The sequence below is a fragment of the Pseudomonas lundensis genome, assembly GCF_002269125.1.
Taxonomy (GTDB): Bacteria; Pseudomonadota; Gammaproteobacteria; order Pseudomonadales; family Pseudomonadaceae; genus Aquipseudomonas; species Aquipseudomonas lundensis_A.
The window spans coordinates 154,558-176,655 of record NZ_NQKI01000001.1 but is presented as its reverse complement, the minus strand read 5'-3'; the positions used below and the strand labels follow the sequence as shown (position 1 = coordinate 176,655).

22 protein-coding genes are annotated in these 22,098 nt (G+C 57.1%); 13 read left to right on the top strand and 9 right to left on the bottom strand.

Going from position 1 to position 22,098, the window contains the following annotated elements:
- Positions 1-179 precede the first annotated feature (179 nt).
- From CJF39_RS00825 to CJF39_RS00815, 3 genes are read right to left on the bottom strand one after another with little or no spacing between them, the layout of a single operon-like run.
- Entirely contained in the window at positions 180-1,544 is a 1,365-nt protein-coding gene (locus CJF39_RS00825) for an aspartate aminotransferase family protein (protein ID WP_094991718.1), read from the bottom strand.
- Between the two features lie 55 nt (positions 1,545-1,599).
- Positions 1,600-2,958 (bottom strand): glutamine synthetase family protein, encoded by a 1,359-nt coding sequence (locus CJF39_RS00820; RefSeq protein ID WP_094991717.1) that lies wholly within the window; start codon positions 2,956-2,958, stop codon positions 1,600-1,602.
- 36 nt (positions 2,959-2,994) lie between these two features.
- Entirely contained in the window at positions 2,995-3,771 is a 777-nt protein-coding gene (locus tag CJF39_RS00815) for a gamma-glutamyl-gamma-aminobutyrate hydrolase family protein (RefSeq protein WP_094991716.1), read from the bottom strand.
- 278 nt (positions 3,772-4,049) lie between these two features.
- On the opposite strand from CJF39_RS00815, the gene CJF39_RS00810 reads away from it, so the two are divergent.
- From CJF39_RS00810 to CJF39_RS00800, 3 genes are all read left to right on the top strand, one after another.
- Positions 4,050-5,426: a glutamine synthetase family protein gene (locus tag CJF39_RS00810; RefSeq protein WP_020295897.1), complete on the top strand. Its 1,377-nt coding sequence runs from the start codon at positions 4,050-4,052 to the stop codon at positions 5,424-5,426.
- Between the two features lie 209 nt (positions 5,427-5,635).
- The gene (locus CJF39_RS00805; RefSeq protein ID WP_170942629.1) at positions 5,636-6,355 is read left to right on the top strand and encodes a carbonic anhydrase; all 720 of its coding nucleotides are present in this window, start codon (positions 5,636-5,638) and stop codon (positions 6,353-6,355) included.
- A 47-nt stretch (positions 6,356-6,402) separates the two neighbouring features.
- Positions 6,403-7,065 (top strand): TetR/AcrR family transcriptional regulator, encoded by a 663-nt coding sequence (locus tag CJF39_RS00800; RefSeq protein ID WP_094991714.1) that lies wholly within the window; start codon positions 6,403-6,405, stop codon positions 7,063-7,065.
- On the opposite strand, the gene CJF39_RS00795 is transcribed toward CJF39_RS00800, so the two are convergent.
- Together CJF39_RS00795 and CJF39_RS00790 are read right to left on the bottom strand one after the other, a co-directional pair.
- The gene (locus tag CJF39_RS00795) at positions 7,059-7,979 is read right to left on the bottom strand and encodes an SdiA-regulated domain-containing protein (RefSeq protein WP_094991713.1); all 921 of its coding nucleotides are present in this window, start codon (positions 7,977-7,979) and stop codon (positions 7,059-7,061) included. The two genes, CJF39_RS00800 and CJF39_RS00795, sit on opposite strands and share 7 nt — an antisense overlap.
- A gap of 112 nt (positions 7,980-8,091) precedes the next feature.
- Positions 8,092-9,024: an SdiA-regulated domain-containing protein gene (locus CJF39_RS00790; protein ID WP_094991712.1), complete on the bottom strand. Its 933-nt coding sequence runs from the start codon at positions 9,022-9,024 to the stop codon at positions 8,092-8,094.
- Between the two features lie 673 nt (positions 9,025-9,697).
- Here CJF39_RS00790 and CJF39_RS00785 point away from each other — a divergent pair.
- The 7 genes from CJF39_RS00785 to CJF39_RS00755 all read left to right on the top strand — a co-directional run bounded on the left by CJF39_RS00785 (position 9,698) and on the right by CJF39_RS00755 (position 17,143).
- A complete protein-coding gene (locus CJF39_RS00785) occupies positions 9,698-10,462 on the top strand; it encodes a hypothetical protein (RefSeq protein WP_094991711.1) in 765 nt (254 codons plus the stop codon).
- 243 nt (positions 10,463-10,705) lie between these two features.
- Positions 10,706-11,947, top strand: coding sequence for an SfnB family sulfur acquisition oxidoreductase (locus CJF39_RS00780; protein WP_094991710.1), 1,242 nt, complete (start codon positions 10,706-10,708; stop codon positions 11,945-11,947).
- 14 nt (positions 11,948-11,961) lie between these two features.
- On the top strand, positions 11,962-13,158 hold the full coding sequence (locus CJF39_RS00775; protein ID WP_094991709.1) for an SfnB family sulfur acquisition oxidoreductase: 1,197 nt from the start codon (positions 11,962-11,964) through the stop codon (positions 13,156-13,158).
- Positions 13,158-14,519, top strand: coding sequence for an LLM class flavin-dependent oxidoreductase (locus tag CJF39_RS00770; RefSeq protein ID WP_094991708.1), 1,362 nt, complete (start codon positions 13,158-13,160; stop codon positions 14,517-14,519). The genes CJF39_RS00775 and CJF39_RS00770 overlap by 1 nt, the downstream gene beginning before the upstream one ends.
- 41 nt (positions 14,520-14,560) lie before the next feature.
- The gene (locus CJF39_RS00765) at positions 14,561-15,370 is read left to right on the top strand and encodes a MetQ/NlpA family ABC transporter substrate-binding protein (RefSeq protein ID WP_094991707.1); all 810 of its coding nucleotides are present in this window, start codon (positions 14,561-14,563) and stop codon (positions 15,368-15,370) included.
- A gap of 2 nt (positions 15,371-15,372) precedes the next feature.
- The gene (locus tag CJF39_RS00760) at positions 15,373-16,497 is read left to right on the top strand and encodes a methionine ABC transporter ATP-binding protein (RefSeq protein ID WP_094991706.1); all 1,125 of its coding nucleotides are present in this window, start codon (positions 15,373-15,375) and stop codon (positions 16,495-16,497) included.
- Entirely contained in the window at positions 16,487-17,143 is a 657-nt protein-coding gene (locus CJF39_RS00755; protein ID WP_094991705.1) for a methionine ABC transporter permease, read from the top strand. Before CJF39_RS00760 ends, CJF39_RS00755 begins: the two co-directional genes overlap by 11 nt.
- A gap of 35 nt (positions 17,144-17,178) precedes the next feature.
- Here the strand turns inward: CJF39_RS00755 and trpA are convergent, their stop codons facing one another.
- Both trpA and trpB read right to left on the bottom strand, forming a co-directional pair.
- Positions 17,179-17,988, bottom strand: a complete 810-nt coding sequence (gene trpA, locus CJF39_RS00750; protein ID WP_094991704.1) for a tryptophan synthase subunit alpha — start codon at positions 17,986-17,988, stop codon at positions 17,179-17,181.
- Positions 17,988-19,208, bottom strand: a complete 1,221-nt coding sequence (trpB, locus tag CJF39_RS00745) for a tryptophan synthase subunit beta (RefSeq protein ID WP_094991703.1) — start codon at positions 19,206-19,208, stop codon at positions 17,988-17,990. Before trpB ends, trpA begins: the two co-directional genes overlap by 1 nt.
- 113 nt (positions 19,209-19,321) lie before the next feature.
- On the opposite strand from trpB, the gene CJF39_RS00740 reads away from it, so the two are divergent.
- Complete coding sequence (locus tag CJF39_RS00740) at positions 19,322-20,218, top strand: LysR family transcriptional regulator (RefSeq protein ID WP_094991702.1); 897 nt, start codon at positions 19,322-19,324, stop codon at positions 20,216-20,218.
- On the opposite strand, the gene CJF39_RS00735 is transcribed toward CJF39_RS00740, so the two are convergent.
- Positions 20,215-20,541, bottom strand: a complete 327-nt coding sequence (locus CJF39_RS00735) for a DUF883 family protein (protein WP_047278504.1) — start codon at positions 20,539-20,541, stop codon at positions 20,215-20,217. The genes CJF39_RS00740 and CJF39_RS00735 overlap by 4 nt on opposite strands.
- Positions 20,542-20,697: 156 nt before the next feature.
- Between CJF39_RS00735 and CJF39_RS00730 the strand changes: the two genes are divergently transcribed.
- Complete coding sequence (locus CJF39_RS00730) at positions 20,698-20,913, top strand: dodecin (RefSeq protein WP_047278502.1); 216 nt, start codon at positions 20,698-20,700, stop codon at positions 20,911-20,913.
- A gap of 120 nt (positions 20,914-21,033) precedes the next feature.
- On the top strand, positions 21,034-21,255 hold the full coding sequence (locus tag CJF39_RS00725; RefSeq protein ID WP_094991701.1) for a DUF1161 domain-containing protein: 222 nt from the start codon (positions 21,034-21,036) through the stop codon (positions 21,253-21,255).
- 54 nt (positions 21,256-21,309) lie between these two features.
- Here CJF39_RS00725 and rpiA read toward each other — a convergent pair whose 3' ends face one another.
- Entirely contained in the window at positions 21,310-21,981 is a 672-nt protein-coding gene (rpiA, locus tag CJF39_RS00720) for a ribose-5-phosphate isomerase RpiA (protein WP_094991700.1), read from the bottom strand.
- Positions 21,982-22,098 lie beyond the last annotated feature (117 nt).

Below are 22,098 nucleotides of genomic sequence, written 5' to 3'. Positions count from 1 at the left end.
ATGCTCCAATTATTCTTTTAAACCACCGATTCAGCGTCCTGATCTCAGGGTGACTAAAGCCGGCGGCTAGTCTGGCAAGATCCGGGGCAGGCTTTCAAGGGAAGAGCCTTGATTCTTAAGGCTTCGAGCGCAATTACCTACATTAAAACGGCAGTTGTCTTGTGCTCGAAGCCTAGCAGTTAACCTTGCAGGACTTCCAAGGTCAGATCCAGGCACTTGCGAGCCTTGGTCACCAGCTCATCAATCTCGTCCTTGGTAATCACCAGCGGTGGCGAAATAATCATGGTGTCGCCCACGGCGCGCATGATCAGACCGTTATCAAAGCAGAACTGGCGGCAGATCATGCCGACGCCTTTGCCCTCGTAACGTTTGCGCGTGGCCTTGTCCTGCACCAGTTCGATGGCGCCCAGCATGCCCACCCCGCGCACTTCGCCCACCAGCGGGTGATCGTTCAGTTCGCGTAAACGCTTTTGCAAATACGGTGCCGTTTCGGCGTGAACTTTTTCGATAATTTTTTCATCGCGCAGGATGCGGATGTTTTCCAGCGCAACCGCAGCGGCCACCGGGTGGCCGGAGTAGGTAAAGCCGTGGTTGAAATCACCGCCTTCGTTGAGCACCGCCACCACTTCATCGCGCACGATCAGGCCGCCCATCGGGATATAGCCCGAAGTCAGGCCCTTGGCGATGGTCATCATGTCGGGCTTGAGGCCGTAGAAATCGCTACCGAACCACTCGCCCGTACGGCCAAAACCACAAATCACTTCATCGGCCACGAACAGGATGTCGTATTTGGCGAGAATTTCTTTGATGCGCGGCCAGTAGGTTTCAGGCGGCACGATCACGCCGCCCGCACCCTGAATGGGCTCTGCGATGAACGCACCGACGTTATCGACGCCGATTTCGAGGATTTTTTCTTCCAGTTGGTTGGCCGCCCAGATGCCGAACTCTTCCGGCGACATGTCACCGCCTTCGCCGAACCAGTAAGGCTGCGGGATGTGGGTGATGCCCGGGATCGGCAAGTCGCCCTGTTCGTGCATGTAGGTCATGCCGCCCAGGCTTGCACCGGCCACGGTCGAACCGTGGTAGCCGTTTTTGCGGCTAATGATGACCTTCTTGTTCGGTTTGCCCTTGATCGCCCAGTAGTGGCGGACCATGCGCAACATGGTGTCGTTGCCTTCGGAACCGGAGCCAGTGAAGAACACGTGGTTCATGCCTTCAGGCGCAATCTCGGCAATGACTTTCGACAGCTCAAGCACCGGCGGGTGCGCAGTCATGAAAAACAGGTTGTAGTAAGGCAGTTCGCGCATTTGTTTGCTGGCAGCGTCGGCCAGCTCGTCACGCCCGTAACCGATGGCTACACACCACAGGCCGGCCATGCCGTCGAGAATCTTGTGACCTTCGCTGTCCCACAGGTACACGCCCTTGGCGTGAGTGATGATGCGCGGTCCGACTTCTTTCAACTGTTTAAAGTCGCTGAATGGCGCGAGGTGGTGATCGTTACTGAGGTTTTGCCATTCGCGGGTTTGCGGGTTCTTGTTGGTCATACGGCTCTCCTTTATTCAGTGGGGAGCCGCGCTTCCCAAGCGCGGCCCCGGCGTGTCAGACGGCGAACAGCAGGAATTCCCGCTCCCACGAACTGATGACGCGCTTGAAGTTTTCATGCTCGGCACGTTTTACAGCCACGTAGCCGGTGATGAACTTGGTACCCAGGTACTTCTCGATGGTCTTGCTGTTTTCCATGCGCTCAAGAGCGTCCTCAATGGTCAACGGCAGACGCAGGTTGCGGCGCTCATACCCGCGGCCGACAACAGGCGCGCTCGGGTTAACGCCTTCGACCATGCCGATGTAGCCGCACAGCAAGCTGGCAGCAATCGCCAGGTACGGATTGGCGTCGGCGCCCGGCAGGCGGTTCTCGACCCGACGGTTTTGCGGGCCGGCGTCCGGTACCCGCAGACCCACGGTCCGGTTCTCTTCACCCCATTCCACGTTCACGGGTGCCGACGTGTCAGGCAAGAAGCGACGGAAGGAGTTCACATTCGGTGCAAATAGCGGCAGCAGCTCTGGAATGAACTTCTGCAGGCCCCCGATGTGATTGAGGAACAGCTGGCTCATGGTGCCGTCTTCATTGGAGAAGACGTTTTTGCCGGTTGCGATGTCGATGATGCTCTGGTGTAAATGCATGGCGCTGCCAGGCTCGCCCGTCATGGGCTTGGCCATGAAGGTAGCGGCCACGTCGTGCTTGAGCGCAGCTTCGCGCATGGTGCGCTTGAACACCAGAATCTGGTCGGCCAGCGACAACGCGTCACCATGACGGAAGTTGATTTCCATCTGTGCGGTGCCGTCTTCATGGATCAAGGTGTCCAGATCCAGCTCTTGAAGTTCGCACCAGTCGTAAACATCTTCGAACAGCGGATCGAATTCGTTGGCGGCTTCTATAGAGAAGGACTGGCGACCTGTTTCCGGGCGGCCAGAGCGACCGACTGGCGGTTGCAGCGGGTAGTCCGGGTCGTCGCTGCGCTTGGTCAGGTAAAACTCCATCTCCGGTGCCACGATGGGCTGCCAGCCGTGGTCGGCGTAGAGTTTGAGCACCTTTTTCAGCACGTTGCGCGGCGACAACTCAATCGGGTTGCCTTGCTTGTCGTAGGTGTCGTGAATCACCTGGGCCGTAGGCTCAATCGCCCAAGGCACGAGAAATACGGCGTTCTCGTCGGGCCGGCAGACCATATCAATGTCGGCCGGATCGAGGAGTTCGTAATAGATGTCGTCTTCGACGTAGTCGCCCGTTACGGTCTGCAGCAATACGCTCTCGGGCAGGCGCATGCCTTTTTCGGCAATGAACTTGTTGGTCGGCGAGATCTTGCCGCGAGTAATCCCGGTAAGGTCGGCGATCATGCATTCGACTTCTGTGATCTTGTGGTCTTTCAACCAATCGGTGAGCTGGTCGAGGTTGTTACTCATAAATGCCTCTGGGCTGAGTTTCCTGACTTGAATAAGTCAGGCGTTTACTGACGCATCGGCGTCGCGTTGTGTTGCGCGCCGTCTGCAGGCATCTCCAAATGCCTGGAAGATGGCGAGGTAAATCGGGTTAGAGCTTACCTGCCATTCGGGGTGCCACTGAACCGCTAAAGCAAAAGCCTTGCCGCCTTCGACCGAAACCGCTTCTACCAGACCGTCCGGAGCAGTGGCTTCAACCCGCAAACACGGGGCCAGATGGTCAATGCCTTGGGTGTGAATGGAGTTGACTTCGAACTCGGCGGGTACGCCCAGGCCGGCCAATACGCCGCCGGGCTGAACGTGCATGGCGTGGCTAGGGGCGTATTGCACGTCAACGGGGGCGCTGGGGTCTTCACGGTGCTCGATGAAACCGTCGACTTCGTGGAGTTTCTGGTGAAGCGAGCCGCCGAGGGCTACATTCAACTCCTGAAACCCGCGGCAAATGCCGAGCACGGGTACGCCCGCTGCCAATGCGGCACGGATCAAGGGCAGGGTGGTGCGGTCACGGTCAGCGTCATGCAGCGTGCCAGGGGCACTGGCCGGGCCGTGATACAAATGAGGTTCGATATTGGAGGGTGACCCGGTAAATAGCAGGCCATCCAGACCGTCAAGAATATCGGTCGGATCAATAAGCTCCGCCAACGACGGAACGATCAGAGGCAAGCCTTTGGCTGCTACCGCAACAGCTCGCACGTACTTGTCACCGGTAATGTGATAAGGATGCAAACCGATCTGCTTGGTGCAGGCGGTGACGCCGATTAACGGCAGGCGTGACATGTAACACCCCGGTATTATTGCTGTTATGGGTTTGAATCGAGCTTAGCCTTGTTCATTTTTTTACACAACACCCCCGTAAAAAATACAACACGGCCCGCTCAAGCCTGCGGGCGGCACAGTTTTTTTTGGATAAATGACGCCCTAAAAAGCGTCAAAAATGGCCTTTCGGCGCTTTTTTAGGGCGAAAAACAGGCTGCTTGACTTCGGTATGCCGTTCGGGTTGACTGAAACCCGTAGCGCTCAATGATTGATATTTTTAACAACAAAGGTGTTGCATCATGTCGGTACCCCCGCGTGCCGTTCAGCTGAATGAAGCGAACGCGTTCCTTAAGGAACATCCTGAGGTTCTGTACGTTGACCTTCTAATTGCGGATATGAATGGTGTAGTGCGCGGCAAGCGCATTGAACGCACCAGCCTCCACAAGGTTTACGAGAAAGGCATCAACCTGCCAGCCTCTTTATTTGCCCTGGATATCAATGGCTCGACGGTGGAAAGCACCGGTTTGGGTCTGGACATCGGTGACGCAGACCGAATCTGTTATCCAATCCCTGACACCCTGTGCAATGAACCATGGCAAAAGCGCCCAACCGCGCAACTGCTGATGACCATGCACGAACTTGAAGGTGAACCTTTCTTCGCCGATCCGCGCGAAGTCCTGCGTCAAGTGGTGACCAAATTTGACGATCTGGGCCTGACCATTTGCGCCGCGTTCGAGCTGGAGTTCTACCTGATTGACCAGGAGAACGTGAACGGTCGTCCGCAACCTCCGCGCTCGCCAATTTCTGGCAAACGCCCGCATTCGACACAGGTGTACCTGATCGACGACCTCGACGAGTACGTCGATTGCCTCCAGGACATTCTGGAAGGTGCGAAAGAGCAAGGCATCCCGGCTGACGCCATTGTTAAAGAAAGCGCCCCGGCTCAGTTCGAAGTGAACCTTCACCACGTTGCCGACCCGATCAAGGCTTGCGACTACGCGGTATTGCTCAAGCGCCTGATCAAAAACATCGCCTACGACCATGAGATGGACACCACGTTCATGGCCAAGCCTTATCCGGGCCAGGCGGGTAACGGGTTGCATGTACATATTTCGATTCTGGACAAAGACGGCAAGAACATTTTTGCCAGCGAGGATCCCGAGCAGAACGCCGCATTGCGCCATGCAATCGGCGGTGTGCTGGAGACCCTGCCCGCCCAAATGGCGTTCCTTTGCCCTAACGTTAACTCCTACCGTCGTTTCGGCGCACAGTTCTACGTGCCGAATTCGCCGTGCTGGGGGCTGGACAACCGCACGGTTGCGATCCGCGTTCCGACCGGTTCGTCCGACGCTGTGCGTATTGAGCATCGGGTTGCGGGTGCCGATGCCAACCCGTATCTGTTGATGGCGTCTGTTCTGGCCGGTGTTCACCACGGCCTGACCAACAAAATCGAGCCGGGTGCACCGGTCGAAGGCAACAGCTACGAGCAGAACGAGCAAAGCCTGCCCAACAACTTGCGTGATGCCCTGCGCGAGCTGGACGACAGCGAAGTCATGGCCAAATACATCGACCCGAAATACATCGATATTTTTGTGGCCTGCAAGGAGAGTGAGCTGGAAGAGTTTGAACACTCCATCTCCGATCTCGAATACAACTGGTACTTGCACACCGTGTAAACGGTCCGTGCTTTATAAAGACGCCGCCGGCTCCCAAGCCCGCGGCGTTTTTTATGGTCATTACTTTCGGTTATTCAGGCTTTTTCTGATGAGAAACAGGATAAATCCTACATATAAATGCATCTGAAGCTCCCAAGATGATCGACTTGTTGAGCCTCACGTAGGGCGCTCCATGACCTTTATCGGACTGCCTTTTTATGCATCTTGTCTTGAAGCGTTCAGCTCTCAAACATCACCGCTTGGCTGCGCTTATTTTGTTACTGGCGTTGCTGGTCTATCACTCTGCCTTGGCTGAAAATTTGGCAGCGTTGGACCCAAAATACGCGTTGTGTAACGCCGGGGAGCAGCAGGCGCCCATCAATATTGAGCGCGCGGTGCTTGCCGACTTGCCGGCATTGAAGACCCGCTATCTCCCGGGGCCTGCCACTGTGAGGCATAACGGCCATAGTCTGGAAGTGCTTACAGACACCAAAGGTGAGCTCAGGTTAGGCAATAAAGTCTACGAATTTGTGCAGTTGCATTTTCATACACCCAGCGCAGAGCACATTCAGGGCCGGATTTACCCACTGGTTGCGCACCTTGTTCATCGCGATGACAAAGGTGCGCTGGCGGTGATTGCCATTCAGTTCGAGCAAGGAAAAGAAAACAACGGCCTGGCCCAGTTATTGGGGGTGATGCCTCGGCACAAGGACGATGCCTACGTGCTGGGGCATTTCAATGTGGAACAGTTTCTGCCGGCTCAACGGGACTACTTTGTATACAAAAGGGCCTTACCTGACCCAGCCTGCATTGAGAAGGTCCGCTGGCATCTCTTGAAGACTCCCGTAGAGGTGTCGCAGGCGCAGATAGCGACTTTTCAGTTGATGTTTCCCACGGACTCACATTCGGTCCAGCCGGTGAGCCCACGCACGGTGAGGGTCAGTGGCTAACTGCTCATACGGCTCGTACAATGCCTGCTGCCCCGCAGGAGACACCCATGACGCGTCCCGCCGCCTCACGCGCAACACCTCGCAAGGCCCGCGCACGTAGCCAGGGTCGGATTGAGGCAATACTCGATGCCGCCCGCACGTTGCTTGCCACCGAAGGGGTGGCCAGTTTGTCCATTTACAGCGTGGCAGAGCGGGCGCACATTCCTCCGTCCTCGGTCTACCATTTTTTCTCCGGTGTGCCGGGGTTGCTCGAAGCCCTCACCAGTGATGTGCATGCGGCCTTTCGTGGCTGCCTGCAAGCCCCTGTCGAGCATGCGCAACTGCACGGCTGGCACGATTTAGCGCGTGTGTTGGAGCAACGCATGCTGAGGATTTACAACGAGGATGCGGCCGCGCGACAGCTGATTCTGGCGCAACATGGTTTGACTGAAGTCACTCAGGCCGACCGCCAACACGACCTGGAACTGGGCCAACTGCTCCACACCGTCTTTTCCCGGCATTTCGAACTGCCAGCCCTGCCCGACGATGTAGACGTCTTTACCTTGGCGATGGAATTGGGGGATCGCGTGTATGCACGTTCCATCCAGCTTCATGGCAGCATTACGCCGCGTATGGCCGAAGAGGGCATGCGGGTTTTCGAGGCATATCTGGCGCTGTATTTGCCGCCGTTCCTGCCCAAGCGCACAGCACCTGTTTCAGCCGATCACTGATCGGCCGAGGGCTTTTTAAATACGTAAAACAGATTCGGCTCACTGACCACGTATACCGTGCCTTCATCATCCATCGCGATGCCTTCAGCTTGCGGGACCGATTTCTTCAAGCCATGCCGTCCTTTCTTCAGGGACAACATGCTGATAGGGCGTCCTTCTACGTCCAGTTCGATCAACAGCTTCGACTCGTCAGACAGCGCCAGCAAGTGGCCGCTACGTTCATCGAATTGCAGGCTCGACAAGTCGCGCACGAACAGTCGGGAATCGCGGCGCGGGTTGTTTACCACGTGGGTTGCATACGGCTGCTGGGGATTGGACTGAGGAAAGCCGCGCACTTCGTAGATCAGCATGGGATCACGCTCTTTAGCCACAAACAGACGCTTGCCCGCCGAGTCGTACGCCAGCCCTTCAAACCCTTTATTACCCGACAGGTTGATGCCCAACGTCAGCTGTTCTGCATCAGCGGCGTCCAGTACGTGGGTGTTGTCATCCACATGGACTTTGATCAAACGCTGCTGGCGCTCATCGGTAATGACGTAGGTATCCGGACCAATGAACTCCACTGCCTCTGCATCCCCAAAACCGATTAACGGGATACGTCGCAAAATTCGCCCATCCAGCGACAGCTCCACCAACTCGGCTTGCTTGTTGGTGACCGTGAACAGGCTTTTGCGCACCGGGTCGTAGGTGAGTGCCGATACGTCATCCTCAAGGCCATCAATCTTCTGGCCCTGAAGCACGGCCTGATACTCACCCAGGTTAATGCTATTCGGATCAACCGGTTCCCACAGTTGGCGGGCGTTGAACCATGTTCGCTCAAACAGGCGAAAGTGCTGCGCAGCAAAGCCTGCGGCCACGAACAGCACAATCATGAGGCTAATAATAAAAACGGTAGTGCGGCGGGTGCGGCGCATGGGGGTCGGACTCAAATCAGATCAGGCCGTGTAAATACCACGGCTGTATGAATTAAACCTTAATCCACAATGGTCGCTGACGCCTCATAGAAAAATCCTACGCAGCAATAGGTTATTTCTTCGTTTTCTCAAAGCGATAAAACAGGTTGGGTTCACTCACCATGTACAGAGTCCCATGTTCATCAATGGCGACGCCTTCAGCACGAGGAATTGTGTCTTTCAAGCCATTGAAGCCGCCGAGCAGGGTCATGAAACTGACTTGCTGACCCTGCTCATCCAGTTCGAGCAACATGTGCGAATCGGCTGACAGCACCAGCGTATGACCTGTGCGCGGATCAACGCTCAAAGCCGAAAGGTTGCGCAGATCCAGCTCATCGCTGATTACTTTTTGCTTGTCACCCCTGAGCACCTGGCTGCCATCGCTTTTCCACGTGAACATGGCGGGCGGTCGCTCTTCGCCCAACAGCAATTGTTGGCGGCGCGGGTCCCAGGCAATGGCTTCAAAAGCCTTGTTCTGATTCTTTGAAAGCCCCAGTTCGTATTGCGGGAAATCAGCGATGTTCAAGCGCTTGGTATTGGCGTCGACCTTCACAAGTGACAGTGAGTGCATGCGTTCATCAACGATCGCCAGCAACCCGTTTTCCATCACGGTCAGCCCTTCCGGGTTATTCCAGCCCTCCAATGGGATCTTGCGCAACACCTCACCCTCAAGGGTTAACTCGACCAAAAACGGGTTTTTCCCCATGACCGAAAACAACGTCTTTGTGAGTGGCGAATACGCAAGGTCAGACGCTTCATCTTTTTCCATGCCGGGCAACACTTTGGCATCGATGACCGCCGTGTAATCAGGCAGCCAGACGCTTTCATTCTGTTCTGTCTTGCTCTCAAACCGCTCTAGCACCCATAACGCGCCACGATCGTCCCAGTGCATCGCTATCATCAGGCCGTAGAGCAAAACTGCCAATAATAAAAGCCAGTAATACCAGCGCAAGACAAAGCGGGAAGCTCGACTGGCGGGCGGATTTTGCTGAGGATCGGTGGGCATTGGTGTGCTCTTCCAGAATTTTTTGCTACGTCTAAATAATACAAACAGGCGGCAGAGACGGTTTTCTCGCGTAGGGATTATCCATATTACATGTGAAATTTTTGACAAAAATTTCAGCTGTGGCCTACCAGCTTAGAGGGAAGCCGAAAAAAACTCAGCTTTGGCGTATCGCCATATTAGGGTGGCTCGCCCAACATGAACTCAGACCGTCCCGGCGGTCTATGTTCAAGCCGATGTAGGAATTGTCTGTAAATACGCGCGATAACAAAAAAGCGATACATCCGGAAAAGTATTTAAAGCGGCTAATATGTTAACTGTGCTTTAGAACACTAAAACTTGTGCGAGCGCACATTACATATGTGTAGATTTTAAACTTACACATGCACACTTCTAGTGACAGAAGCGTTTCGTAAGTAGGATCTTTCCGAATAGCGCGAAGACATGTGTATTCGTTTAGTTCTAACTTGACACCCACCTTCTTAGCCTCTTATCTAATAAAAAGATTGCCAGTGCATGTACTTACTATCGATTGCACCGACTGCAGGGGTGATCGAGTTCGCGACAATCACACGAATTCAGGGCTAACGACATCCGTTGCTTGCCTCCCTGTCAGGCATGTAAATGCTCTGGCGTACGCGGTTATGTACTTAATAATTGATTATGGAGTTTCTATATGCCGTTCACCTCGCACACTCAAAAGCTCGCGGCGCCCACCCTTTATCAAACTAATAAAAGCACTATTTGTGCGTTAGCCGCCGAGCAGTTGTTCATTACAATACTGCCTTATCCAAATATGGAGGAGGGCGACCTGATCGATTTGTTCTGGGATGGCTGTTATGTAACTTCCCAGCAAGTTGGCAAGTTGGATGTGGGGCAGCCCTGCCAGCTTAGAGTGCCTGAGAGTTTCATTCAGAACGGTACGTCCCGGCTTTATTATCGCGTCATGCATATCGGCAGCAGCCCTGCACTTTCCACTCAACTCAAAGTCCTGGTAAAGCTGGATTCGCCAGGCGGAAAGGCCATCGGTGAGGAAAATCAGGGATTGGCGCCCGTGACCATTCCTGATCCGATCCAGCGCTATGGGATCAACCCAAGTCAAATGAAGCGTGGGGTGCCGCTGACCATCGAGCCTTATCCCAACATGGCAGTCGAAGACGCCATCACGCTGATGTGGGGCGACATTCGCATGGATGTACCCAAATTGCGTGTGATGGATATTGGTAGACCCGTCAACGTGTTCGTGGCGCCCGAGATCATTCAGGAGGCCGGAGAAGACCCGAAGCTGGAAATCACCTATTGCGTGATTGATCGCGTCGGCAACAACTCGCGCTGGGCGCCTCCTCGCAGCATCAAGGTCGGCGCCAACAAACGTTACGTTAACCCTGCACCCCGCGAGCTGTTGCGCGCAGCCGAGCCGAGGCCTAATTGGCGAGAATAGACGGCACAACGCCGTAGGAAATAAGAAAAAATGATGTGAGAAGCGTCTATCCATATTCCTAAAAGTTAGTGTTTAAAATTTTTATACTCGATTAGGGTATATAGACCGGACCACCGGACTCTCTAGTGATTACCCGCGCCGTTTGAATGGCGCTCCCATGAGATGCGAGGTAGGTATGGTCAGTAACACAATCACCCTTGTGCGTAACGCCAGGGCATTGGGTGCAGCCAAGGAGCGGTACTAATGTCTGATTTGGCTAATGCACATTTGCACAGCGACCAGGACGTCGCGCCTTTGTTGTTATCTGCGCACATTCTGCGTACGGATAATGAAGCCCTTGAAGCTGCGCACGCCCTGGCTGCGGTGGCCCGCGAACAGGCTGCCAAGCGTGACCGGCAACGCCAACTGCCGTGGTCCCAGATCGAGGCGTTCACCCAAAGTGGTTTGGGCAGTATTACCATTCCCCGCGAGTTTGGCGGCCCTCAGGTGTCTTATGTCACCTTGGCCGAAGTCTTTGCGATCATCTCGGCAGCCGACCCGGCACTCGGGCAGATCCCGCAAAATCAGGTCGGAATCCTGAACCTGGTGCTGAATACGGCAACTCAGGCTCAAAAAGAGCAGCTGTTTAGTCGCGTGCTGAAGGGGGGGCGCATCGGGAATGCCGGCCCGGAGCGCGGCAGTAAAAATACCCTCGACCTCAAAGCGCGAATCACGGCTGAGGGTGATGCGTTCGTTATCAACGGTCAGAAGTTTTACTCGACCGGCGCGTTGTTTGCCCACTGGATTGCCGTCAAAGCGCTAAACGACGAAGGCAAGCAAGTCATTGCCTTTGTGCAGCGTGCAACGCCGGGTTTACGCGTGGTGGACGACTGGTCAGGCTTTGGTCAACGCACGACCGCCAGTGGCACCGTGCTGCTCAACAATGTGCGCGTTGACGCTGACCTGGTGGTCGACAACTGGCGCATTAACGAAAGCCCGAATATTCAAGGCGCGGTGTCGCAGCTGGTTCAGGCGGCCATTGACCTGGGCATCGCCCGCGAAGCCATTGCCGACACTATCCGTTTCGTACGCGAACGCTCTCGCCCGTGGATTGACGCCAACGTTGAGCGCAACAGCGATGATCCGTATGTGGTCGCTGACATTGGCAAGCTCAGCATTGAGTTGCATGCCGCCGAAGCGCTGCTGCGTAAGGCCGCACGCGTGCTGGATGACGTCAGCGCCTACCCCGTCGACGCTCAGGCAGCCGCTCGGGCCTCAATTGCCGTGGCCGAAGCCAAAGTCCTGAGCACCGAACTCTCGTTATTGGCCAGCGAAAAGCTCTTCGAGCTATCCGGCAGCCGCGCCACCCTGGCGGAGTTCAACCTTGACCGGCATTGGCGTAACGCCCGCGTTCACACGCTTCACGACCCCGTGCGCTGGAAATACCACGCCATCGGCGCCTACCGCCTGAACGGCACCTTGCCTGCCCGGCATTCCTGGATCTGACGCTGGAGAGAACCATGTCACTGACATCCCAACAGGTCCCGGTGCTGCGCAGCGACACCGAGGCCCTGAGCGTAGCACGTGAGCTGGCTACCATCCTGAAGCGCGACAGCGCCCTGCGCGACCGCGAACGGCGCTTGCCGCATGATGAACTCGAACTGTTTTCCCGCACCGGCCTGTGGGGCATTTCCGTGCCCAAAGCCTATGGCGGTGCGGGGGTTTCAACGACCACGCTGGCCAGCGTGATTGCCTTGATTTCGGCTGCCGACAGCTCGCTCGGGCAAATCCCGCAAAACCATTTTTATGCACTTGAAGTCCTGCGTGTAAATGGTCAGCCGCAGCAACAGCAGCGTTTCTACGAAGAGGTCCTCGCGGGCAAGCGTTTCGGCAATGCGCTGGCAGAGCTGGGTACCAAAAACGCCCATGAGCGCACCACTCATCTGGCCAAGGCCGAGCATGGTTTCCGCATTACCGGGCGCAAGTTTTACGCCACGGGCGCGCTGTATGCGCAGCGCATTCCGACCTCTGTCGTCGATGACGACGGTGTGCAGCATCTGGCGTTTGTGCCACGTGACAGCGATGGACTGACCGTGATTGATGACTGGAGTGGCTTCGGCCAGCGCACCACTGGCAGTGGTTCGGTGGTGTTCGACAACGTGTTTGTGGCCGCTGAAGACGTGATTCCGTTCCAAAGCGCTTTCGAACGTCCGACGACGGTTGGCCCTCTGGCGCAGATCCTTCATGCGGCCATCGACACCGGTATTGCACGGGCAGCTTATGAAGACGCGTTGCACTTTGTGCGCACCAAAACCCGCCCGTGGATCGACGCCACCACCGACATCGCCAGCGAAGACCCGTTGACCCTCAAAAGTTTTGGTCACCTGAGCGTGCGCCTGAGTGCAACCGAAGCCCTGCTGGAGCGGGCCGGGGAGTTCCTTGATATTGCCCAGGCCAACCCGAACGCGCAGACAGTGGCCGCCGCATCTATCGCCGTGGCCGAGGTGCGCGCCTTGAGCACGGAGATTTCCCTGGCCGCCGGCAGTACGTTGTTTGAACTGGCGGGTAGCCAGGCAACCCTGGCCGAGCACGGGCTGGACCGCCACTGGCGTAACGCCCGGGTGCACACCCTGCATGATCCGGTGCGCTGGAAGTATCACGCTGTGGGCAATTACTACCTCAATGATGAAAACCCACCACGGCGGGGGACCATCTGATGGCCAAGAAGAAAATCCTGCTCAATGCCTTCAACATGAATTGCATTGGCCATATCAACCATGGGCTGTGGACGCATCCGCGGGATAACTCCACTCAATTCAATACCCTCCAGTACTGGACAGAACTGGCGCAGTTGCTGGAGCGCGGGCTTTTTGACGGCCTGTTTATTGCGGACATCGTCGGCGTGTACGACGTGTATCAGCAGTCGGTGGATGTGCCGCTCAAAGAGTCGATTCAATTGCCGGTCAATGACCCTTTGTTGTTGGTTTCGGCGATGGCAGCGGTCACCAAACACCTTGGGTTTGGTCTGACGGCGAATCTGACTTACGAACCGCCGTATTTATTCGCGCGTCGCATGTCGACACTGGACCACCTGAGTCGCGGCCGGGTGGGCTGGAACATCGTAACCGGCTACCTCGACAGCGCTGCCAAGGCGATGGGGTTGAAGGAACAAGTTGAGCATGACCGCCGTTATGACCAGGCCGACGAATACCTTGAGGTGCTCTACAAACTGTGGGAAGGCAGTTGGGAAGACGGCGCGGTGATTAACGATCCGGCGCAGCGCATCTATGCCCGGCCGGAGAAGGTGCACAAGGTGAAGCACCACGGCGAGTTCTATCAGGTGGAGGGCTATCACTTGTGCGAGCCCTCGCCCCAGCGCACGCCGGTGCTGTTTCAGGCAGGCAGCTCCGATCGTGGTCTGGCCTTCGCCGGACGCCACGCTGAATGCGTGTTCATCAGCGGTCAGACCAAAGCGGCGACCCGGCAGCAGGTCGATAAAGTGCGTGCCAGCGCCGAGGCGGCCGGGCGCAACCCGGATGACATCAAGGTGTTCATGGGGCTCAACGTGATCGTCGCGCCGACTGAGCAACAGGCGCGCGCCAAACGCGAGGAATACCTGAGCTTTGCCAGCGCCGAAGCCGGTGTGGCGCATTTCTCCAGCTCCACGGGCATCGACTTCTCGGACTACGAACTGGACGAACCGATCCAGTACGTCAAGAGCAACGCCATTCAGTCCGCCACCCAGGTGCTGCAAACCAACGATTGGACACGTCGCAAACTGCTCGAACAGCACGCGTTGGGCGGTCGCTACATGACCGTGGTGGGTTCACCGGAACAAGTAGCCGATGAGCTGGAATCGTGGATTGCTGAAACCGGCCTAGACGGCTTCAACCTGACCCGCATTGTCACTCCCGAAAGTTACGAGGACTTCATCAAGTGGGTGATTCCCGAACTGCAGCGCCGGGGTTCGTACAAGACGGCCTACGACCACGGCAGCCTGCGTCAAAAACTGTTTACCGAAGGCGATGCGCACTTGCCCCAACGCCACACCGGCGCGGGTTACCGCCACAGCGCTTGAAGCAGCGTCACTGAATTTCACCCCTTGACTGGAACCTACCCATGAATAAAAAACACATCACTCACCCAGTCAACGCACTGGTGTTAGCCCTCGGTCTGCTCAGCGGATTTACCCACGCCGCCGATAGCCCGCTCAAGGTCGGCACGACGGCCGCTTTTGCCATGCCGCTGGAAAAAGCCGTCGCTGAAGCTGACAAACAGGGTCTGAAGGTGGAGCTGGTAGAGTTCACGGACTGGATCGTGCCCAACACCGCACTGGCCGCGGGCGATATCGACATTAACTATTTCCAGCACATTCCATTTCTGGAAAACGCCAACGCAGCATCCGGCAGTGATCTGGTGCCGTTCAAACCGGGGATCATCAACAACATCGGTTTGTACTCCAAAAAGTACAAAAGCCTGGAAGCCCTACCCGCAGGTGCCACAGTGGCGATCGCCAATGACCCGATCAACAGCGGTCGCGGTCTGCAGTTACTGGCCAAGGCGGGATTGATTACGCTCAAACCGGGTGTCGGTTACAAAGCCACCGAAGCCGACATCACCGCCAACCCGAAAAAAATCAATATTTTGCAAGTCGAGGCCGTGCAATTGGTGCGCGCGTACGATGACGCCGATTTGGTCCAGGGATATCCGGCTTACATCCGTCTGGCCAAAACGTTCGATGCACAATCCGCCCTGCTGTTTGATGGTCTCGATCACCCGGAGTACGTGATTCAGTTCGTCATCAAACCGCAGAACAAGGACGATCCGCGCATCGCCAAATTCGTGGACATTTATCAGCACTCGCCGGTGGTCAAGGCCTCGCTGGATGAAACCTACGGCACCTTGTACCAGCCGGGCTGGGGAGGCTGATCATGAGCGTGGCCATTGCTCGCACGGGGCGGCTCGACGTCCAGCCGCCCAGTGCGACCCAGACTCAATTGCACCCTGAATTAAGCCGCGCCCATGTGCGTTTTATCGGCGTGGGCAAAACCTATGACGGACGCCAAGGCCCGGTGGATGCGCTCAAGGGCATCGACCTGGCGATTCAACGCGGGGAGATCTTCGGCATCATCGGCCGCAGTGGTGCGGGTAAATCGTCGTTGATTCGCACCATCAACCGCCTTGAACAGCCCAGCAGCGGCCGCGTGCTGATTGATCAGGTCGACATTGGCGGGTTTGATGAAAACGCGCTGGTGGCGTTGCGCAGGCAGATCGGCATGATCTTCCAGCACTTCAACCTGATGTCCGCCAAGACCGTGTGGCAGAACGTGGAGCTGCCGCTGAAAGTGGCTGGCGTTCCCAAATTGCAACGTGAGCAAAAAGTCCGCGAGCTGCTGGAGCTGGTGGGCCTGCAAGGCAAGCACACGGCTTACCCGGCGCAGCTGTCCGGTGGGCAGAAACAGCGCGTAGGCATTGCCCGCGCATTGGTGCATAACCCTGCCATTTTATTGTGCGACGAAGCCACGTCGGCACTTGATCCCGAAACCACCCAATCGATCCTCGGCTTGTTGCGCGAAATCAATCAGCGGCTTGGGTTGACCATCGTACTTATCACCCATGAGATGGCGGTGATTCGCGACATCTGTCATCGGGTGGTGGTGCTGGAACAAGGACGAATCGTTGAGCAGGGCCCTGTGTGGCAAGTGTTTGGCAACCCGCAGCACGAGGTCAGCAAAACCCTGCTCGCACCGCTACAGGATGCGTTGCCCGAAGGCTTGCAGGCGCGCATTAGCGCGCAACCCGTGTCGGCGCAATCGGATGTGATCCTGCGCCTGCGATTTACGGGCCAGCAGGCGCAGGAGCCTGACCTTGGCGCCTTGTTTGCTGCACTCGGCGGCCAGGTGCGCTTGCTGCATGGCGGGGTTGAGCAGATTCAGGGCCATGCGCTGGGGCAACTGCTGCTCAGTGTCAGCGGTGTATCACTGGGCGCAGAGGAATTGCGTAAACGCGCTCAACATTGGGCACAACAGGTCGAGGTGGTCGGTTATGGCATTTGATCGTTTGTGGCAGGGGGTGATCGACACCTTCCTGATGGTCGGCGTGTCGTCGTTGATCGCGCTCGTGCTGGGCATTCCACTGGCCGTGATTCTGGTGACCAGCGACAAGGGCGGCATTTATCAGGCGCCCGCGCTGAATAAAGCGTTGGGCGCGTTCGTGAACCTGTTTCGCTCCATCCCGTTTTTGATTCTGATGGTGGCGCTGATCCCTTTCACCCGGCTGATTGTCGGTACGACGTACGGCGTGTGGGCGGCCGTTGTGCCACTGACCATCGCCGCGACCCCGTTCTTTGCGCGGATTGCAGAAGTCAGCTTGCGTGAAGTGGACCACGGCCTGATCGAGGCGGCACAAGCCATGGGCTGTAAACGCCATCACATCATTTGGCATGTCCTGCTGCCTGAAGCATTACCCGGCATCGTCGGCGGATTCACCATCACCCTGGTGACCATGATCAATTCCTCCGCCATGGCAGGTGCCATCGGTGCGGGCGGGCTGGGTGACATTGCCTATCGGTATGGCTACCAGCGCTTTGACACGCAAGTGATGCTCACCGTGATTGTGTTGCTGGTGGTGCTGGTGGCGGTGATCCAGCAAGGGGGAGACCGTCTGGCAAGGGTGCTCAACAAGCGGAAATCCGTCCGATGACCTGCTGGCACAACCTGCCAGCAGGTTTGCCCCGGTCAGCCGCGGGCTTTGCGAACACCTTCAGCCAACGCTGCGCACAGGCTCAGCACGCCATCCACGGCCTGCTCAGGTGTGGCGGCATTTTCGATCTTGTCGATCAGCGCCGACCCGACAACCACGCCATCGGCCAAACGGGCAATGGCGGCCGCCTGTTCCGGGGTGCGAATGCCAAACCCGACACTGATTGGCAAATCAGTGTGCCGACGCAGACGCTCAATCGCTTCACTCACCTGGTCGGTGGTCGCTGAGCCGGCGCCGGTCACACCCGCCACCGATACGTAATACACAAAACCCGAACTGCCGGTCAGTACTTTGGGCAGGCGTGCGTCGTCGGTGGTGGGTGTGGTCAGGCGGATGAAGTCCAGACCCGCCGCTTGTGCCGGGTCGCACAGCTCGCTGTTGTGCTCCGGCGGCATGTCGACCACGATCATGCCGTCAACGCCCGACTCCTTCGCTTCGGCAATGAATTTTGCCACGCCGTAATGGTGGATCGGGTTGAAGTAACCCATCAACACCAGTGGTGTATCGCTATTCCCTTCACGAAACTCGCGCACCATTTGCAGGGTTTTGGCCAAATTTTGATGGCCGCCGAGGGCGCGAATGTTGGCCAACTGAATGGCCGGGCCATCGGCCATCGGATCGGTGAACGGCATGCCCAACTCGATCACGTCAGCCCCCGCCGCTGGCAGCCCTTTGAGAATGGCCAGCGAGGTGGCGTAGTCAGGATCGCCCGCCGTGACGAAGGTCACCAATGCGGCGCGGTTCTGTTGCTTGAGTTCAGCAAAGCGGGTTTGCAGGCGGCTCATCAGTGTTTCTCCTGCTGGGATTGTTCCATGTGGTGCATCACGGTTTGCATGTCTTTGTCGCCCCGGCCGGACAAGTTGACCACCATCAGGTGATCGGCTGGCAGGGTCGGCGCGCGCTTGAATACTTCAGCCAGCGCGTGGGCGCTTTCCAGTGCGGGAATGATGCCTTCCAGGCGGCAGCATTTATGGAACGCGTCGAGGGCCTCGTCGTCAGTGACCGAGGTGTATTCAACGCGACCGATGTCGTGTAACCACGCGTGTTCCGGGCCAATGCCGGGATAGTCGAGACCCGCAGAAATCGAGTGTGCGTCGATAATCTGACCGTCGTCGTCTTGCAACAGAAAGGTACGGTTACCGTGCAACACGCCTGGCTCGCCGCCATTGAGGCTGGCCGCGTGTTTGCCGGTTTCGATGCCGTACCCGGCCGCTTCCACGCCGATGATTTCAACCTGTGTGTCATCCAGGAACGGGTGGAACAGGCCCATGGCATTGGAGCCGCCCCCGATGCAGGCCACCAGGCTGTCGGGAAGACGGCCTTCCTGCGCCAGCATTTGGTCACGGGTTTCCTTGCCGATTACCGCCTGGAAATCCCGCACCATCGCCGGGTACGGGTGCGGGCCCGCCACGGTGCCGATCAGGTAGAACGTGCTGTCGACATGGGTCACCCAGTCACGCAGGGCTTCGTTCATGGCGTCCTTGAGCGTGCCGGTGCCGGCCACGACCGGGATCACTTCGGCGCCCAGCAGCTTCATGCGGAACACGTTGGCCTGCTGGCGTTCGATGTCGGTCGTGCCCATGTAAATCACGCATTGCAGGCCGAAACGCGCCGCTACGGTGGCGGTGGCTACGCCGTGCATCCCGGCGCCGGTTTCAGCAATGATGCGTTTTTTGCCCATGCGCCGTGCCAGCAGAATCTGGCCGATGCAGTTGTTGATCTTGTGCGCGCCGGTGTGGTTCAGCTCTTCACGTTTGAGGTAGATCTTTGCACCGCCGCAGAATTCGGTCAGGCGTTCGGCGTAGTACAGCGGGCTGGGGCGACCCACGTAGTCGCGCTGAAAGTAGGCCAGCTCTTTAATGAATTCGGGGTCGTGCTTGGCCAGCTCGTATTCACGATCCAGTTCAAGGATCAACGGCATCAGGGTTTCTGCCACGTAACGGCCGCCGAATGAACCGAACAGGCCATTGGCATCAGGGCCGCTACGCAAATTGGATTGGGTCATGGGACGCTCCAGCTGAAAAGGTACGAAGGTCGATGGGCCTGACTCTACGCGCGACAGACCGGGATGAAAACCGATAAGATCGCTGCAACCTGTCAGGAAAACTCACAGATACCATGAGCCGCGACCTTCCTCCCTTAAATGCCCTGCGTGCTTTTGAAGCCACCGCCCGCCTGAACAGCGTGAGTCAGGCGGCCGAGCAGTTGAACGTCACCCACGGCGCCGTCAGTCGGCAACTCAAAGTTCTTGAAGAGCACCTGGGCGTCAGCCTGTTCGTCAAGGAAGGCCGCGGTTTGAGGTTGACTGATGCCGGTGTGCGACTGCGCGATGCCAGCAGCGAGGCGTTTGATCGCTTACGAAACGTATGCAGTGAACTCACGCAAAGCCATGTCGACGCGCCCTTTGTGCTGGGGTGTTCGGGAAGTTTGCTGGCGCGCTGGTTCATCCCGCGCCTGGGTCGGTTGAATGCCGATTTGCCGGATTTGCGTTTGCACCTGTCAGCCGGTGAAGGCGATCTGGACCCTCGTAAACCGGGTCTCGACGCGCTGCTGGTATTCGCTGAACCGCCGTGGCCTGCCGATATGCAAGTGTATGAACTGGGCAGCGAACGTATCGGGCCGGTGCTCAGCCCGCGTTTCGTCCGTTATGAGCAATTGCGCAATGCGCCGCCGGGCGCCTTGCTGGACGAACCCTTATTGCATACGACCTCAAGGCCACAGGCATGGCCGAGTTGGGCGCAGCAGCAGGCACTCGACGCAACTGCGTTGAAATTCGGACAAGGGTTTGAGCACTTGTATTACTTGCTGGAAGCCGCCGTCGCCGGGTTGGGCGTGGCAATTGCCCCTGAGCCGTTGGTTACGGAGGATCTGAAGGCAGGACGCCTGATTGCGCCATGGGGTTTCGGGGAAACCCCGGCGCAACTGGCGTTATGGCTGCCCAAGCGCGCCGCAGATGGGCGCGCCCGGCAACTGGCGCAATGGCTCAAGGCTGAGCTTGCGCGTAACGCGGTTTAGTTGCCGCGTTTGCACATCAGGTAAGCGGCCAGCAGGCCCAGCGCGCCGATGGCAACGCCCGCAGTCGCGTAGGGATGCTCTTGGGCGTATTCACGAGTGGCGATGGCCGTCTCGCGGGTTTTGTCTTTCACTTCTTCAAAAGTTTCGCTCAGCAGATGACGGGAATGCTTGAGGGCATTCTCAGCATTGCCTTTGAGTGCCTTGAGGGTCTTTTTGGACTCTTCCGAGGCATCATCCTTGAGGCTTTCCAGAGACTTAAGCAGGCTCTCGATCTCAGCTTCCATACTTTGCAACGAGGCTTTACGTAAAGAATTGCTAGCCATTTGGGCTCTCCTGCATTGATGAGTGACTGTGTGTGTTAAGTCCGACTGCGGCGTTTTCAGAAAGTGCAGTAAACCTGAACTTTTCCTTTTGCATCGCTTCCCAAGTATTCAGCACATTCGCTGCTAGGCTTTGACTTACGACAAATGGAGAACGTTATGTCTGACCATCACACCTACAAAAAAATCGAACTGGTAGGCTCGTCCCCGAGCAGCATAGAAGACGCCATCAGTAATGCACTGGCCGAGGCCAACAAAAGCATCAAGCACATGGAATGGTTCGAAGTGCTGGAGACCCGCGGGCATATCAAGGACGGCAAAGTGGCGCACTATCAGGTGACGCTCAAGGTCGGATTCCGTATCGCCAGCAGCTGAGTCGTGCAAACCTTTTGAACTTGTGAGCTGGCCGTTTGCCATAAACTCCGCTACACCGTCTGGGTGCGACGTTGCGCAAGCACGGCGCACCCTTTTTGTTTTGAACAGGGGATGTGACGGATGAAGAAGATTTTAGTGGCTGTCGGTTTGATGGCACTGGCGAGCACCGCTTTCGCTGCGAAAGACTGCGGTGAGCTGAAAAGCGAAATTGCCGCCAAGATTGACGCCAAAGGTGTTCCACATTATTCGCTGGAGATCGTCGACAAAGGCGCTTCGGCTAATGGCAAAGTGGTTGGCACCTGTGACGGTGACACCAAGGAAATCGTTTACAAGCGCGGATAAACCACCGCGCACAAAAAAGCCGACGCATGCGTCGGCTTTTTCATGCCCGAGGAATTACCTGGACAGGGTCTTTACGCCTTCAGGCGTGCCCAGCAACAGCAAATCAGCAGGTCGTGCGGCAAACAAACCGTTGGTCACCACGCCGACGATGGCATTGATTTGGCGCTCCAGCTCCACCGGGTTGGTGATCTGCATGTTGAACACGTCAATGATGATGTTGCCGTTGTCGGTTATTACGCCTTCACGGTAAACCGGGTCGCCGCCCAGTTTGACTAATTCGCGGGCCACGTGGCTGCGGGCCATCGGGATCACTTCAACTGGCAGCGCAAATGCACCCAACACCGGCACCAGCTTGCTGGCGTCAGCAATGCAGATAAAGGTTTTGGCAACGGCAGCGACGATTTTCTCGCGGGTCAGGGCAGCACCGCCGCCCTTGATCAGGTTCAGGTTTTCGTCGCTTTCGTCGGCGCCGTCCACGTAGAACTCCAGATCGCTGACGGTGTTCAGCTCGTAGACCGGAATCCCGTAGCCCTTGAGGCGTGCGGCGGTGGCTTCGGAGCTGGCGACAGCGCCGTCGAACGCACCCTTGTGCTGGGCGAGTGCGTCGATGAAGCAGTTAGCGGTGGAGCCGGTGCCGACCCCGACGATGCTCTTGTCATCCAGTTTTGGAAGGATGAAATCGACAGCCGCCTGGGCGACGGCCTGTTTGAGTTGATCCTGGGTCATGCGGGCTCCGGGGCGGGAAGGGAAACAGAAGGGCGGCATTATACGGGCAAGCGCCAAACTGTGGGCGTGGTCTGACAATGGGTGCGACCCTTTGCCCTTGCGCTGCTGTCTGGCTCA